Annotated in this window: 13 protein-coding genes; 8 read left to right on the top strand and 5 right to left on the bottom strand. The window is 74.8% G+C overall.

Going from position 1 to position 14,713, the window contains the following annotated elements:
* The first annotated feature begins 14 nt into the window (after positions 1 to 14).
* The 4 genes from G7Z13_RS32045 (at position 15) to G7Z13_RS32030 (ending at position 3,445) form a co-directional block, all read left to right on the top strand.
* Positions 15 to 1,055, top strand: coding sequence for a PHP domain-containing protein (locus tag G7Z13_RS32045; RefSeq protein WP_166004094.1), 1,041 nt, complete (start codon positions 15 to 17; stop codon positions 1,053 to 1,055).
* Between the two features lie 65 nt (positions 1,056 to 1,120).
* Positions 1,121 to 1,786 carry an HAD family hydrolase gene (locus tag G7Z13_RS32040; RefSeq protein WP_166004093.1) on the top strand — a complete coding sequence of 222 codons (666 nt, stop codon included), beginning with the start codon at positions 1,121 to 1,123 and terminating at the stop codon, positions 1,784 to 1,786.
* A gap of 283 nt (positions 1,787 to 2,069) precedes the next feature.
* A complete protein-coding gene (locus tag G7Z13_RS32035; protein WP_166004091.1) occupies positions 2,070 to 3,098 on the top strand; it encodes an SDR family oxidoreductase in 1,029 nt (342 codons plus the stop codon).
* Between the two features lie 59 nt (positions 3,099 to 3,157).
* Positions 3,158 to 3,445 carry a hypothetical protein gene (locus G7Z13_RS32030; RefSeq protein WP_166004090.1) on the top strand — a complete coding sequence of 96 codons (288 nt, stop codon included), beginning with the start codon at positions 3,158 to 3,160 and terminating at the stop codon, positions 3,443 to 3,445.
* A 229-nt stretch (positions 3,446 to 3,674) separates the two neighbouring features.
* On the opposite strand, the gene G7Z13_RS32025 is transcribed toward G7Z13_RS32030, so the two are convergent.
* The gene (locus G7Z13_RS32025) at positions 3,675 to 4,964 is read right to left on the bottom strand and encodes an ROK family transcriptional regulator (protein ID WP_166004089.1); all 1,290 of its coding nucleotides are present in this window, start codon (positions 4,962 to 4,964) and stop codon (positions 3,675 to 3,677) included.
* Positions 4,965 to 5,053: 89 nt separating this feature from the next.
* Complete coding sequence (locus G7Z13_RS32020; protein ID WP_166004087.1) at positions 5,054 to 8,380, bottom strand: cytochrome P450; 3,327 nt, start codon at positions 8,378 to 8,380, stop codon at positions 5,054 to 5,056.
* A 214-nt stretch (positions 8,381 to 8,594) separates the two neighbouring features.
* On the opposite strand from G7Z13_RS32020, the gene G7Z13_RS32015 reads away from it, so the two are divergent.
* The 4 genes from G7Z13_RS32015 (at position 8,595) to G7Z13_RS32000 (ending at position 12,544) form a co-directional block, all read left to right on the top strand.
* Positions 8,595 to 9,242, top strand: a complete 648-nt coding sequence (locus G7Z13_RS32015) for a PAS domain S-box protein (RefSeq protein WP_166004086.1) — start codon at positions 8,595 to 8,597, stop codon at positions 9,240 to 9,242.
* 170 nt (positions 9,243 to 9,412) lie between these two features.
* Complete coding sequence (locus tag G7Z13_RS32010; RefSeq protein WP_166004084.1) at positions 9,413 to 9,907, top strand: FBP domain-containing protein; 495 nt, start codon at positions 9,413 to 9,415, stop codon at positions 9,905 to 9,907.
* 53 nt (positions 9,908 to 9,960) lie between these two features.
* Positions 9,961 to 11,217, top strand: a complete 1,257-nt coding sequence (locus G7Z13_RS32005; protein WP_166004082.1) for an FUSC family protein — start codon at positions 9,961 to 9,963, stop codon at positions 11,215 to 11,217.
* A 133-nt stretch (positions 11,218 to 11,350) separates the two neighbouring features.
* Positions 11,351 to 12,544 carry a lactonase family protein gene (locus G7Z13_RS32000; protein ID WP_166004080.1) on the top strand — a complete coding sequence of 398 codons (1,194 nt, stop codon included), beginning with the start codon at positions 11,351 to 11,353 and terminating at the stop codon, positions 12,542 to 12,544.
* Here the strand turns inward: G7Z13_RS32000 and G7Z13_RS31995 are convergent.
* The 3 genes from G7Z13_RS31995 to G7Z13_RS31985 form a co-directional block, all read right to left on the bottom strand.
* Positions 12,512 to 13,252: a DUF2470 domain-containing protein gene (locus G7Z13_RS31995; RefSeq protein WP_166004078.1), complete on the bottom strand. Its 741-nt coding sequence runs from the start codon at positions 13,250 to 13,252 to the stop codon at positions 12,512 to 12,514. The two genes, G7Z13_RS32000 and G7Z13_RS31995, sit on opposite strands and share 33 nt — an antisense overlap.
* Positions 13,253 to 13,360: 108 nt before the next feature.
* A complete protein-coding gene (locus tag G7Z13_RS31990; protein WP_166004076.1) occupies positions 13,361 to 14,191 on the bottom strand; it encodes a pentapeptide repeat-containing protein in 831 nt (276 codons plus the stop codon).
* A gap of 113 nt (positions 14,192 to 14,304) precedes the next feature.
* Positions 14,305 to 14,694, bottom strand: a complete 390-nt coding sequence (locus tag G7Z13_RS31985; protein ID WP_166004074.1) for a VOC family protein — start codon at positions 14,692 to 14,694, stop codon at positions 14,305 to 14,307.
* Between the last annotated feature and the right edge of the window lie 19 nt (positions 14,695 to 14,713).

The following is a 14,713-nucleotide window of genomic DNA, read 5'->3' as shown; positions in this document are numbered from 1 at the left end:
ACGAGGAGGTGGCGATGGATCCCGTCGAGGCCCTGGAGCGGATCGCGTTCCTGCTGGAGCGGTCCCTGGCGCCGACGTACCGCGTGCGCGCCTTCCGCACGGCGGCCCGGGTACTGCGGGAGCTGCCCGGGGACGAGGTGCGGCGGCGCGCCGACGACGGGTCGCTGGAGTCGCTGAAGGGCATCGGGCCGAAGACCGCCCAGGTGGTGCGGGAGGCACTGGCCGGGCGGGTGCCGGGATACCTGGAGCAGCTGGAGAGCGAGGCCATGGCCCCGGCGCCGCGCCGCGGCGGCGAGGCGCTGCGCGCCCTGCTGCGCGGGGACTGCCATGTGCACTCGGACTGGTCGGACGGCGGCAGCCCGATCGAGGAGATGGGGCGGGCCGCGATCCGGCTGGGCCACGAGTGGGTGGCCCTCACCGACCACTCGCCGCGGCTGACGGTGGCCCGCGGCCTGTCCGCCGAGCGGCTGCGCGAGCAGCTGGACGTGGTGGCCGCGCTCAATGCGACCTGGGCGCCGTTCCGGCTGCTCACCGGCATCGAGTGCGACATCCTCGAGGACGGTTCGCTGGACCAGGAGCCGGAGCTGCTGGAGCGGCTGGACGTGGTGGTGGTGTCGGTGCACTCCAAGCTGCGCATGGACGCCCGGTCGATGACCCGCCGGATGGTGGCCGCGGTGCGCGATCCGCACGCGGACATCCTCGGGCACTGCACCGGGCGGCTGGTGACCGGGCGGGGGCGGCCGGAGTCGGAGTTCGACGCGGACGCGGTGTTCGCGGCGTGCGCCGAGGCGGGCACGGCGGTGGAGATCAACAGCCGTCCGGAGCGCCTGGACCCGCCCCGCCGGCTGCTGCGCCGGGCCGTCGAGGCGGGCGTGCTGTTCGCGGTCGACACCGACGCGCACGCGCCGGGCCAGCTGGACTGGCAGATCAACGGGTGCGCCCGCGCCCAGGAGTGCGGGGTGCCGCCCGAGCGGGTGGTGACCACGTGGTCGGCGAAGGAGCTGCTGGCGTGGACGCGCGAGGGGCGGGTACCGGCGGGCGGGACGGCGTCGTGAGGGGGGCGTGCCGACGGACGTCCTGACGAGAGGCTCGCACACCGGACGCGGAAGGGATGTGGATCATGGAACGTGCGGCGGTGTTCGATGTCGACGGCACGCTCGTCGACACCAACCACCTGCATGTGACGGCCTGGTGGGAGGCGTTCCGGCAGGCGGGGTACCGGGTGCCGATGCACGCCGTGCACCGGTCGGTGGGGCTGCCCTCCGGTGATCTGATCGCCCGGCTGCTCGGCGAGGGGCGCGACACGGAGCGGGACGGCGAGCTGAGCGCCGCGCACAAGGCGCTGTACGGGCAGTTCTTCGACCGGCTGCCCGCGCTGCCGGACGCCGGGCGGCTGCTGCGGCGGCTGCACGAGGACGGCTGGAAGGTCGTCCTGGCCACCTCGGCGAGCGGCGCGGAGCTGTCCGCGCTGCGGCGCGCCCTCGACGCCGACGAGGCGATCACCGCCACCGCGAGCGCGGAGGACGTCGAGTCGGGCAAGCCCTCCCCCGAACCCGTCCGGCACGCGCTGGAACTCGCCGGGGTGCCGGCCGAGCGGGCCGTGTTCGTCGGGGACACCGTGTGGGACATGCGGGCGGGCAGCAGGGCCGGGGTGCGCTGTGTGGGCCTGCTGTGCGGCGGCATTCCGCGCGCGGACCTGGAGGAGGCCGGGGCGCAGGCCGTGTACGACGATCCCGCCGGTCTGCTGGCCTCGCTGGCGGACAGTCCGCTGGCGCCGCGGACGTGACGCGGATCACCGCGCGGGCGGCCCGACGGCGGAACATCCGCACGTGGTTGACCGTTGAACCGTCCGTGGGTGCGGATGGGACAGTGTCCCCGGGCCTCACCTTTTGCCCACAGGGACGATCGTTCGGCTGAAGCCTTGTGGAGCCTTTCGCCGAGAGGCGACCGCCATCCGCGCCCACCCCGAGCCGCCCCGACCGTGATTCCCCCGTCCGGTCGGGGCTTTCTCCTGCCCAGGCGGGGGTACTCGGCCCGCCCGCGGAGCGTACGGCGGAGAGGAGCCGACAGTGAGCAGCACAGCGGGCAGCAGGGTCGTGGTGACGGGCGCCACCGGCAACGTCGGCACCAGCGTGGTGCGCCTGTTGGCGGAGGATCCGCAGACCGGCTCCGTGCTGGGGCTGGCCCGTCGCATCCCCGACTGGGCACCGCCGAAGACGGAGTGGTCCGCGGTCGACCTGGCGTCGGACCGGACGGACCTGACGAGCTCGTTCCGGGGCGCGGACGCGGTGATCCATCTGGCGTGGGCGTTCCAGCCGACGCACGATCCCGCGCGCACCTGGCGGACGAACGTGCTCGGCAGCATCCGGGTGTTCGACGCGGCGGCCGCGGCCGGGGTGGGGACGCTGGTGCACGCCTCCTCGGTGGGGGCGTACTCACCGGGGCCGAAGGACCGCATGGTGGACGAGTCCTGGCCGACGCACGGCTGGCCGGACGCCGCCTACTGCCGCGAGAAGGCCTACCTGGAGCGCACCCTGGACACCTTCGAGCGCGAGCACCCCGAGATCCGCGTGGTGCGGATGCGGCCGGCGTTCCTGTTCAAGCGGGAGTCGGCGAGCGAGCAGCGGCGAATCTTCGGCGGCCGGTTCCTGCCCGGCCCCCTGGCACGCCCCGAGCTGCTGCCGTTCCTGCCGGACATCCCGGGCCTGCGCGTGCAGGCGCTGCACACCGACGACGCGGCCGAGGCCTACCGGCTCGCGCTGCGCACGGACGTGCGGGGGGCCTTCAACCTGGCCGCCGATCCGCCGGTGGACGCGCAGCTGCTGGGCGGGATGCTGAACACCCGGCCGGTGCGGATGCCGCGCACCGCGGCCCGGTCGGCGATCGCGGCGGCGTGGGGGCTGCGGCTGCTGCCGGCCTCTCCGCACCTGTTCGACGCGGTCCTGCGGCTGCCGCTGCTGGACTGCTCCCGCGCCCACGAGGAACTGCGCTGGCGGCCCACCCGGACGGCGACCGAGGTCCTGGAGGAGTTCCTGGAGGGCCTGCAGCAGGGGGCCGGGACGGACACGGCACCGCTGCGGGGACGCAAGGTCGGCTGACCGCCGGCGTGTGACACCCCCGCCGGCAGCACGGCAACGACACCGAGAAGGAGCACATCGTGGACGAACACCGGGACGCCGAACCCGGCCGTAACGCCGACCCCGTACCGCGCGACCTGCCGGACCAGCAGGTCCGCGAGGGCGAGGACCCCTGGGACGTGCCCACCGGGCCCTCGGGCCCCGGCGAGCCGCAGCACGCCGCGCCGGACGAGGACGCCGATGAGAGCACCGACGTCCCGGACACCGACGAGGCGGGCACCGCTCGCCGGGACGCGCCCCGCTCCGGTGGTACGGGCGAGGGGCCCGGCGTGGAGGAGGAGCCGGCACCCGAGGAGTCGACAGGCTGACCGGACGAGCCCACGACCCCCGGCTGGCGAGCGGGCCGAGTCCCACCCCGGCCGCCGGAACGCACCGTGGCGGGCGCACGCTCAGTCGGGATCGTGCGCGGGCGCCTCGGTCCGACCCGGAGGGCTCGGACGGGACGGCCACGGCCTGCGCACCGCACGCCCGGCCGGGACCGTGGCTCACCACCCGCCTCGGCGCCCTCGTCCCGGCCCTCCCCAAAGGCGGTGCCGCTCAGCGGCCCGCTCGCTCCTCCAGGACCGTGCGCCAGGCCGGTGCGGGGCCCTCGGGGGTGGTCTCGGGGCGGCGGCCGCCGCGGGCGAAGAAGTCGGCCAGGGGCAGGATCGCCGCGCCGACGGTCACCGCGTCGGGCCCGAGGCGTCCGAGATCGATGGTGACCTGCTCGGCCGGGTGCCGCAGGGCGTACGCCGCCGCGTGCTCGCGTACGGCGGGCAGGAACCCGGAGCCGAGCTGGAGCCCCGCCCAGCCGCCGATCAGGATCCGCTCCGGCTGGAAGAGGTTGATCAGGTCGGACAGGCCCGCGCCCAGATACTCGGCGGTCTCCTCCAGCACGGCGAGCGCGGCGGGATCGGCGGTCCCGCCGCCGGCCGGATAGGCGGCGGCGAGCATCGCGGTCAGCGCGGTCTCCTCGTCGGCGTCCTCGGGCGGCCGGCCGCCCTCCTCGCGCCAGCGCTCCAGCAGCGACTCGGCACCCGCGTACGCCTCCAGGCAGCCGAGTGCGCCGCAGCGGCACCGGCGCCCCCGGACCCGTACCGTCAGATGCCCCCACTCGACGGCCCGCCCGTGTTCCACCTCGGGGGTGACCAGGCAGGCGCCGACGCCGGAGCCGAAGAGGACGACGACCGCGTTGCGGGCGCCCCGGCCGCCGCCGAACCACATCTCGGCCTGGCCGAGGGTGCGGGCACCGTTGTCGATGAAGTACCGCACGGTGTCGGGGAGCGGGGAGCCCGCCCGGAGCAGTTCCTCCAGCGGGACGGCGTCCCAGCCGATGGTCTGGCCGTGCACCACGGCCCCGCGCTGCGGGGTGTGCTCGACGATGCCGGGGACCCCGATCCCCACGCCGAGCAGCCGCGCGGGGTCGATCCCGGCGCTGTCGGTGACCTCGGCGACGCCGTCGCGGATGTGGCCGGCGATGACGTCGACGTCGTAGCGCCGCTGGCCCAGCGGGCGTTCGGCGCGGGCGAGTTCGGTGAGGGTGAGGTCGAACAGCTCGATCCGCACCCGGGTCTCGCCGACGTCGACGCCGATCATGTGGCCGCTGCCGGGCGCGACCCGCAGCAGGGTGCGGGGGCGGCCGCCGTCCGAGTCGACGCTGCCGGCCTCCTCGACCAGGCCGTCGGCGACCAGGTCGGCGACCACGTTGCTGACGGAGCCGGAGCTGAGCCCGGTGGCGGGGCCCAGCTCGAACCGGCTGAGCGGCCCGTCGAAGTACAGCCGTTGCAGCACCGCCGCCCGGTTGGCCCGTCTCAGGTCGCGTACCGTGCGCCCGTTGCGCTCCGCCATGTGACTCCTCCCCGCCCGTCCCTGTCCCCGATATTACTCAACCACTTAATTAATGGGATGAGCTAAGCGGGGCGAACCTTCGTGACGGCTCAGTTCGCCGCGTACACGTCCTCCACATAGCGGCCGTCGGCGATCAGCGCGACGAGCCATGCGGCGGCGGCCGCCTCATCGGCGTCCGGGGTGCGCTCGCGGTACAGGGTACGGAACGCCTCCCGTACGCCCGGCGCCATCCGGGTGCCGTCCCCGCAGACGTACACCGTGGCCCCGGCGTCGAGCAGGGCGCCCACCTCGTCGGCCTCGGCGGCGACGCGGTGCTGGACGAAGGCCATCCCGCGCTCGGGCGCCGCGCTGAAGACGGGGCGCAGCCGGACCGCTCCGGCGGCCTCGGCGGCGCGCAGCTCCTCGGCGTGCAGGAAGTCGGCGTCGGGGGCGTCGCAGCCGAAGTACAGCAGCGCGGGCGGGAGTTCGGCGCCGTCGGCGAGGGCGGCCACGCGGTCGGCGACGGCGCCGCGGAAGGGGGCGAGCCCGGTGCCCGCGGCGATCATCACCACGGGTGCGGAGCCGTCGATCCGGAACACCTCCCGGCACGGCTGGACACGGACGTACAGGGTGTCGCCGGGCCGGACGGAGGCGAGATGACCGGAACCGGTGCCGCGGTACACGCCCTTGCCGGACCGGGCGGGCACTTCCAGCAGGGAGACCATCAGGTCGGCGTGGCCGGGGTCGGCGACGGGTGAGGAGGAGATCGAGTAGGGGCGGGGGCGCATGGGGGTGAGCAGGCCGAGCAGGCGCGGCCAGTCGAGGGCGCCGCGCAGGGCGGGGAAGTCCTCGAACAGTTCGACCAGGGTGCGCGGGTCGTCGGTGAGGGCGGCCAGGGCGGCGCGTTCCGGCGGGCAGGGGTCGGCGGCGGCGAGCGCGGTGAGCCGGTCGGCGCCGGGACGGTCCTGGAGTTCCACGTGGTGCGTCAGCAGGTGACGGACCGTCAGGGGCCGGTCGGCGGCGAGGCCGTGGCGGCGGGGCCGGGCGGTGCGGATGTCGAGGACGGTGTCGAGGTCGACGCCGAACGCGGCGGCGGCGCGGGAGACGAGGCCCGGCGGGTTGGCGGGCAGCACCGTGAGGTGGTCGGCGGTGCGGTAGGTGACGCCGTCGGGCAGGGCGACGCGGACGAACCGCTTGCGGCGCGGATGGCCGGGGGCGGTGAGGTCGCGGGCCTCGGTGACGGTGGCCGCGACGAGTCCGTGCCGTTCGGCGAGGGCGTCGAGCGGGCCGCCGGTGAGGGTGCGGACCTGGTAGCCGGTGTCCGGCTCGGCACCGGCGGCACCGGCGGCCCCGTCGGCACTGGCGGCGGCCTCGGGATCGCCGTACCGTTCCAGCAGCACGGTGCGCATCCGGGCGGTGAACGCGCGGACGGCGCCGCCGAGATCGCCGGAGGCGTCGGCCGCGGCGCGGTCGGTGAGCCGGGTGGCGCCGAGTCCGGCCAGGCGGGCGTCGATCCGGGTGGGGACGTGCTGGTAGGTGGCGGCCCAGTTGCGGTCGCCGACGCCGAGCACGGCGTAGTGGACGCCGGTCAGGTCGGGGGTGCCCTCCAGCCAGGCTGCGAAGGCGGTGGCGTCGTCGGTGGGGCGGCCGTTGTACGAGGCGGCCGTGATGATCACCGGCCGGTCGGCGGGCAGCGCGCCGGCGTACGCGTCGAGGGCGGCGACCTCGGTGGCGCAGCCCAGCTCGGCGGCCTCGTCGGCGAGCCGGGCGGCGACGTCGCGGCAGGTGCCGTAGTTGCTGCCGTGCAGGAAGAGGGCGCGGGTGCCGGGGCGGACGCGGGCCGGAAGGGCGACCGTCTCGCCCGTCCGCCGCGGCGCGAGCGCGGCGGGCGCTCCCGGCAGCGGGGGGTGGACCCGGTCGGCAGGGGTGCGCGGGGTGAGGGTGAGCGTGAACCCGTCGGGCTTGAGGGTGAGGGTCTCCTTGACGGTGAGGCGGTAGTCCGCGTGGTCGTGCAGCCGGTAGCGGTGGACGAGCATCGCCAGCAGCATGGTCGCCTCGTGCAGCGCGAACTGGCGGCCGATGCAGGCGCGTTCCCCGGTGCCGAACGGCTTGAAGGCGTGCACGGGGCGGGCCGACTCGGCCTCGGGGGCGAACCGGGACGGGTCGAACAGCTCGGGGTTGTCGCCCCAGGCGGGCTGCCGGTGCAGCATCGGCGTGACGACGGTGACGGCCTGCCCGGCGCGCAGCGGGACGCGCCCGCCGAGCAGGGTGTCCTCCCGCGCGTGCCGGCTGAAGGCGGCGGCGGTGGGCCACAGCCGCAGCGCCTCGTTGAGGACCTGGCGGGTGTAGGCGAGGCGGCCGATGTCGTCGTACGCCGGTTCGGGGTCGGCCCGGTCGCCCCACAGCGCGTCGGCCTCGCGGCGCACCAGCTGGAGCGCGGTGGGGTGCTTGGCCAGGTAGTACAGCGCGAACGACATGGCGCCGGAGGTGGTCTCGTGGCCCGCGATCAGGAAGGTGATGACCTGGTTGCGGATGTTGGCCGGGTCGAGGGTGGTGCCGTCGGCGGGGTGCGCGGCGGTGAGCATCAGGCCGAGGAGGTCGCCGGCGCCGGCCGGGGCGGTGCCGGTGCGGGCGGCGATGACCTCGTCGACGACGGCGGCGAGGTAGTCGGCGTCGGCGCGAATCGCCGCGTCGGTGGCCGCGTGGTCCTCGCCCGGGACGCGGCCGAGGCGGGTCATGCTCCACTCCAGGCAGCGGACCATCGCCTCGACGAAGGGGTGGGGCTCGGCGCGTGCGAAGGAGCCGAAGTCGTAGCCGAATCCGGCGAGGCCGATGGTGTCCAGGGTCATCCGGGTCATGTCGTCGGGGACGTTCACCGGGCGGCCGTCGGCGGCGGCGCGGTCCCAGGACTCGATGAGCCTGCGGGCCACCTCCAGCATCACGGGGTGGTAGGTGCGCATCGAGCCGAGCGCGAAGGCGGGCATGAGGATGTCGTGCGCCTTGGCCCAGTTGGGTTCGTCGTCGTACGCGGTGAACAGGCCGTCGGCGGTGAACTCGCGGACGTTCTCCAGGGCGGGCCCGATGTGCTTGGCGAACCGCCGCTCGTCGGCGAGGTCGGTGACGAGGTCGAGATCGCTGACGAACAGCGTGTCCCGCCCGTGCAGGCGCCGCACCAGGACCGGCCCGTGCTCCCGCATCAGGCCCATGACCTGCTGAAGGGGGGCGCGGCCTGGGCCGGTCGCGGAGATGTCGACGAGGGGGACGCCGGGCAGTCCGGCCGGGCTGCGGGGGTGCGGCGCGGTCACCGGGTCCGACGCGGACCGGGCGGACGGCGCGATCCGGGCGGACGGCGCGATCCGGGCGGACGGCGCGGTGCGGGGATGCGGCGTGGCCTGAGGATGCGGTGCGGTGGGGGGGTGCGGCGCGGTGGGGGGCATGACGCGACAACTGCCTTTCGCGGTACGGAAGTCCTGCCCTCCCAGCCTGTGCGCCCGACCTGCCGCGCCCGGCCCGTGGGACTACACGATCGTGCAGCGGAAAGGGCGCGTCCCTCCTTGCGCACCGCCGCTCCCCCGCCCTCCGCCCCGCGGGCACGGCCGTCGGCCTGCCTCTTTATCGTGAGAGGCGGTCGAGCAGTGGCGGGAGGTGCCGGTGGATCCGGAGCGGCGGGAGGCCGTGCTGTGGCGCAATCGCGCGCTGACGCTCTTCGACCGGGTCTCGCTCCCGGTGGCCGTGTGCGATGTGTACGGCGCGGTGCTGCTGGCGAATCCGGCGATGGCGGCCGAGTGCGGGACCACACCGGGCGGGCTGCGCGGCCGGGACGTGCTGGAGCTGTTCCGGCCGCAGGAGGCGACCCAGGTGGAGCGGATCGCCCAGGCGCTGCGGCTGCGGCACCGGTCGCGCTACCAGGTGTCCGTGCGCTGGCGGGCGCCCGGCGGCGCGCAGCGGTACGGGGAGCTGACCGCCGACCCGGTCAGCGACACCATCGAGGACACGCCGACGCTGCTGGTGATGCTGCGGGTACTGGGCGAACGCAGGCCCGTGCGGGCGGCCGAGGAGGCGAGGAATGCGCGGGAGGCGCGGGTCACGCCGGTCGAGGCCCGGATCCTGGCCCTCCTCGCGGGCGGCGCCACCACGGCCCGCGCCGCCCGCGAGACCGGCCTCAGCACCGACGGCGTCACCTATCACCTGCGGCGCCTGTCGGCCCGCTGGGGCGCGGCGAACCGTACGGAACTGGTGGCGCGGGCGTACGCCCTCGGGGTGCTGGCGGCGGGGGTGTGGCCGCCCGCACCGGTATGAGCCGGGGGGGCGGTGCGGCCAGGCGGCCAGGCGGCCAGGCGGCCAGGCGGCCAGGCGATAAATCGATGGCACCTCCATCCATCGGCTGTCTACCCTGACCGGACGGAAACCTAGACCTCCTAGGTTTCCCTGCCACCGACCCCTCGCACACATCTCTCAGGAGGCACCCCGTGCGCCCGCTGACCGACAAGGACATCCGCGGCTCCTTCGTCAACTGTTCCAAGGGCGAGGCGAGCCGCCTCCCGCTCCCCCGGGATCTCGCCGAACGTCCCTGGGACGACCTCGACTTCCTGGGCTGGCGCGATCCGGGCGCGCCGGACCGCAGCTATCTGGTCGTCGAGCGCGACGGCCGCCCGGTCGGCGTCAGCCTGCGCTTCCCGCCGCCACAGCGCGGCTTCCTCCAGCGCAGCATGTGCGCGCTCTGCCTGACCGGTCACCCGCGCGGCGGCGTCTCCCTGATGACCGCCCGCAAGGCCGGCGCGGCGGGCCGCGAGGGCAATTCGGTCGGCCTGTACATGTGCACCGACCTGGCCTGTTCCCTGTATCTGCGCGGCAAGAAGGTGCCCGAGTCCGGCGCCCGCTTCGAGGAGAGCCTGACCCTGGAGGAGCAGATCGCCCGCACGACGGGCAACCTTTTCGCCTTCCTGGACAAGCTGTACGCCTGAACGGACATCCCTCACACGTTCGACGTCCACAGTGACGGGGAACAGCGCAAGGGATGCGAATTGCACGTGTGAAATGGCCGGAACCCGTCGCCCGATGGGTCAAGCGGCATCGCGAACCGGTGGTCGTCCAGGCCCTGCGGTCGACGTTCGCCGCGACCGTCGCGTACGTCATCGCCCTGCGTCTGAGCCCCGAGGCGGCCCCGCTCACCGCGCCGCTGACCGCCCTGCTGGTCGTCCAGGTCACCCTGTACGCCACCCTCACCAACGGCATCCGCCGGGTGAACGCGGTGGTGGCCGGGGTGCTGGTGGCCATCGCCTTCAGCCTGCTGGTGGGTCTGACCTGGTGGAGCCTCGCGCTGGTGATCATGGTGTCACTGGCGGTGGGCCATCTGGTCCGGGTCGACGAGTACGTGGCCGAGGTGGCGATCAGCGCCATGCTGGTCCTCGGTGTCACGGCCGTCGGGGAGTACGCCTGGGCGCGGGTCCTGGAGACGCTGATCGGCGCGGTCGTCGGGCTCGGCTGCAATCTGCTGCTGCCACCGCCCGTGTGGGTGGGCGAGGCGGGCGAGTCCATCGAGGGGCTGGCCCGCCGGATGCGGCAGCTGATGCTGCGGGTCGGCGAGGAGGCGGCGGGTCGCACCCCGGCGGAGCGCGCCGCCGAGCGGCTGCACGAGGCCCGCCGCCTGGACCACGACATCGTGCAGGTGGACGCGGCGCTGCGGCAGGCCGAGGACAGTCTCCGGCTCAATCCGCGCGTGCGGGAGGGCCTGCTGCACCGGATCGTGCTGCGCACCGGCCTGGACACCCTGGAGATCTGTACGGTCGTCCTGCGGGTGATCGCGCGCTCCCTGACCGACCTGGCGAAGGAGCGCGAGCCGGAGCCGCTGTTCGAGCCGCGGACCGGTGCTCTGGTGGAGCAGTTGCTGTCCGAGATCGCGGACGCGATCGTCAGCTTCGCCGTGCTGGTCACCACGCATGTCAGCAGCAACGCCGAGTCGGCCGAGGAGCGGCTGGCGGCCGAGTTGCAGGCGGCCGCGGCCACCCGCGACAAGCTGGCCGAGACGATGCTGGAGGAGGTGCGCCGCGATCCCCGCCAGTGGCAGCTGCACGGCGCGGTGCTGACCGAGGTGAACCGTATCCTCGACGAGCTGGCCATCGAGCACCGCTCGCGCCGGCTGCTGGAGGAGCTGGACCGCAGCACCCGTGAGCAGCGCGAGCGGCGGCCGTGGCTGACCCGCATGCTGGAGCGGGCGCGGATCACCCGCCGCCGGCTGCGGGACCGGCTGTCCGCCATACGCCGTACGGCATGAGAGCCTCGGAACGCATGAACGGACGACCGGATGACCGGGCGACCGGGATGGCCGGGACGACCCGGACGACCGGACGACCGGGACGGCGAGGCGGCCGGGCGAGGGATGAGCGACGAGCCGGAGTGGGGAATCGATGAGCTGGAGCAGGCGCCGTTTCCTGGGCACGCTGACCGCGCTGCCGGCGGCCGCCGCGTGCGGCGGCTCCCCCGGGGCCGGAGGCGGGAGCGCCGCCCCCGAGACCGGGGGCGGGCGCGGGAGCGGGACCGTGCGGCCCGACCGAGGCGGCGCCTCGGGGACGCCCTCACCCGAGCCGTCGGGCCCCCGCCCCCTCCTCCTCGGCACCTACACCTCCGCCGAGGGCGGCGGCACCGGCATCGGTCTCGCCTCGTACGACCCGGTGACGGGACGCATCACCGGCACCGGCACGCTCACGGGCGTGCCCGACCCGTCCTACCTCGCGGTCCACCCGGACGGGCGGACGGTGTACGCGGTGAGCGAGCGGGACGACGGCGCGGTGAGCGCCCTACGGCTCGCCGACCGGACGGTGCTGGGCAGCCGGAGCACCGGAGGGGCCGCGCCCTGTCATCTGTCCGTGCATCCGGGCGGACGCTGGCTGCTCAGCGCGAACTACGCCTCCGGCAGTGTGGCCGTGCACCCGATCGACGCGTCGGGGGCGCTCGGCGAGCGCACCGGTCTGGTCGAGCACCCGGGCCGGGAACCGCACGCGCACCAGATCGTCACCGCTCCGGACGGCCGGCACGTCCTCGCCGTGGACCTCGGCACGGACACCGTGCACACCTACCGCCTGGACGAGCGGGAGGGCACGCTGACGGAGGTCGCCCGGGCACGGACCCGGCCGGGCGCGGGGCCGCGGCACCTGACCTTCCACCCCGGCGGCCGGTACGCCTATCTGGCGAACGAACTCGACGACACGGTCGCGGTGTGCGCCTACGACCCGGACACCGGACGCCTCGACATCGGGAGCGGCCCCTCGACGGGCGCGCGGGGCGACGTCACCAACTATCCGGCGCAGATCCTGGTCACCGCGGACGGGGCGTACGCCTTCCTCGCCAACCGGGGGCATGACAGTCTCGCCCGGTACGCGGTGGAGGACGACGGCGCCCGGCTGCGGCTGCTCGGCACGGTGCCGGTGGCGGGGGACTTCCCCCGGCAGATCGCCTTCTCGCCCGACGGGCGGCTGCTGTTCGCGGCGAACCAGCGGTCCGGCACCGTGAGCGTCTTCCGTGTGGACCGGGAGACCGGCGGGCTGCGGCGCGCGGGTGAGCCGTTCGCGTCACCCGTCGCCGTCTGTGCGCTGCCGCTGTAGGGCGCGCGGGCAGTGCCCGGCGCTCGCCTGGGAGAGCAGCACGTGCATCCGCTCGGTGAGCTGCGCGACGTCGTCGGCGGGCCGGTGGAAGGCCAGGCGTACGTCGCCGTGGGCGCGGCGGCGTTCGATGCGCAGTGTCAGCCCGTGCCGGTCGACGGCGAGCGGCTGGACGCGCACGGCGCCGTGCAGGCTGCCGGGCTCGACCAGGCGGCTGAGCCGCTCGACGGCGTCCGGGTGGGCGTCGGCGAGGTGGGTGAGCAGCCGGGCCTCGGCGGCAGCCAGCGGGTCGGGCCGGGCGGCGGCGAACTCGGCGAGGTCGATCACCTCCGCACCGGCCGGTCGGTGCAGCACCACGCGGGTGGCCTGGAAGGCCAGGCCACCGCCCTCCTGGACGGTGAGCCAGCCGGCGAGCCAGAGCCGGGCGCGGATCCGGTCGCGCAGCGGCACGGGCGCGACGTCGGCGAACTCCAGGACGGCCGAGGGCTCCCCGCGCGGCGCGCAGATGGCGGCGGCGAGCAGGGCGCTGTCGTCGGGGACGTGCAGGATCACCCGGCCGTCCTCGGTCACGGTGTGCGCCCCGACGAGCTCCTCGCGGATGCCCTCCGTGGTCACCGAGCACGACCAGGCGGCGGCCAGCACCGACCGGGCCCGTTCCGCCGTCGCGGGCGTGGCCGCCCAGGTCTGCCCGTCACGCTTCCCGTCACCCATCCGAATCCTCCTTAGGTAAGCCTTACCTAACCTATCGAAGATCCGGGTGTACGCCAACCACGTCCGGCTTACGCGGGGATCACCGGCGCGCTGACGGCGCGCCGCGGCTCAGCTCGCTCCGGTCCAGTGCGCCGGGCGGCTCACCGATTGCGGCAGGCGGGTGCCTGCTCCCCCGCGGGCGGCGCTCACCTGCGGCTGGGTGAGGAAGAAGGCGCCGGTCAGATCGGCGTCGGTGAGATCGGCGTCCCGCAGGTCGGCGCCGATCAGGTCCGCGCCGCGCAGATCGGCACCGGTCAGATCGGCCGCGATGAGCCAGGCGCCGCGCAGGTCGGCGCCGCGCAGATCGGCGCCCCTGAGCCGGGCGCCCGTCAGGTCGGCGCCCCGGCGGTCCCTCCCGCGCCCGCGGATGCCCGCCCGCGCCCGCTCGCTGGTCTTGAGCAGCAGCACGTTGACCTCCTGCCGGTGCGCGGCGACGTCGAGCGCCGCGATCTCCTCGGCGGTCTGCCGGGTCAGCGCCTCGGTGCGCTCCCGCGCGCGGCGCAGGTCGGGGTGGAGCGGGCGGGCGGCGGGCAGGGTCAGGGCCTCGGTGAGGTACCAGAGCAGTTCGTGCAGCTGCCGCACGACGGGGAAGACGTCGAACATCCGGCGCGCGTGCTCGGGTGGCGCGCCCCGCCAGTCCGCGCCGCCGAAGACGACCTGGGAGACCCGCTGTCCGGCGCCGAAGCAGTCGTAGACCGTGCATCCGGCGAACCCCTTGCCGCGCAGCCGGTCGTGAATGCCGCACCGGTGGTCGCCGCCGAGGTTCGGGCAGGGCTTGCCGGCCGGCTTGTCCAGGGCGAAGTCCGCCGAGGCGGCGAAGGGCAGGGCGACACAGCACAACCCGAAACAGCTGCCGCAGTCACCGCGCAGCTCGGCCAGGTCACCTTGGTGATCACGCATGCGCTCCACCCTAGACGGGCCGCCGCGGGGAAAGCCCACCGCGGCGTTCCCACCGGTTGTGGGGGTCGTCTCAACCGGCGGGAAACACCTTGTCGAGGCGTCCGGAGTGCCGGTCAGTCCAGGTAGTGCGCACGCCCCTCGTCGTCGAGCTCGAAGGGGCCCTCCGGAATGATGCAGAACTCGTTGCCCTCGGGGTCCGCCATCACCAGGAATCCGCCACCGGCGTACTCCTCCAGCCGGCGCCCGCCGAGCTGCTCGACCCGCTGCCGCTCGGCTGCGGGGTCGGGCGAGGTGATGTCGAAGTGCATCCGGTTCTTGCCCGGCCTGATCTCGGTGGTCCGCTGGAAGCCCAGGCCCAGGCCGTCCTCCCGCCGCAGCCACACGTACGGGCCCATACGGCCCACGACCGGCCTGCCGAGCAGTTCGGACCAGAACGCGGCAAGCCGTTCGGGCTCGACGGCATCGACGATGAGCGCGTTGATCCGCAGGGGGGAGTCCGTCATTCCCCGATCCTCTCAACAG

It is taken from the genome of Streptomyces sp. JB150 (assembly GCF_011193355.1).
GTDB lineage: Bacteria > Actinomycetota > Actinomycetes > Streptomycetales > Streptomycetaceae > Streptomyces.
The sequence above is the reverse complement of the archived record's forward strand: the minus strand, read 5'-3'. Positions and strand labels throughout refer to the sequence as shown.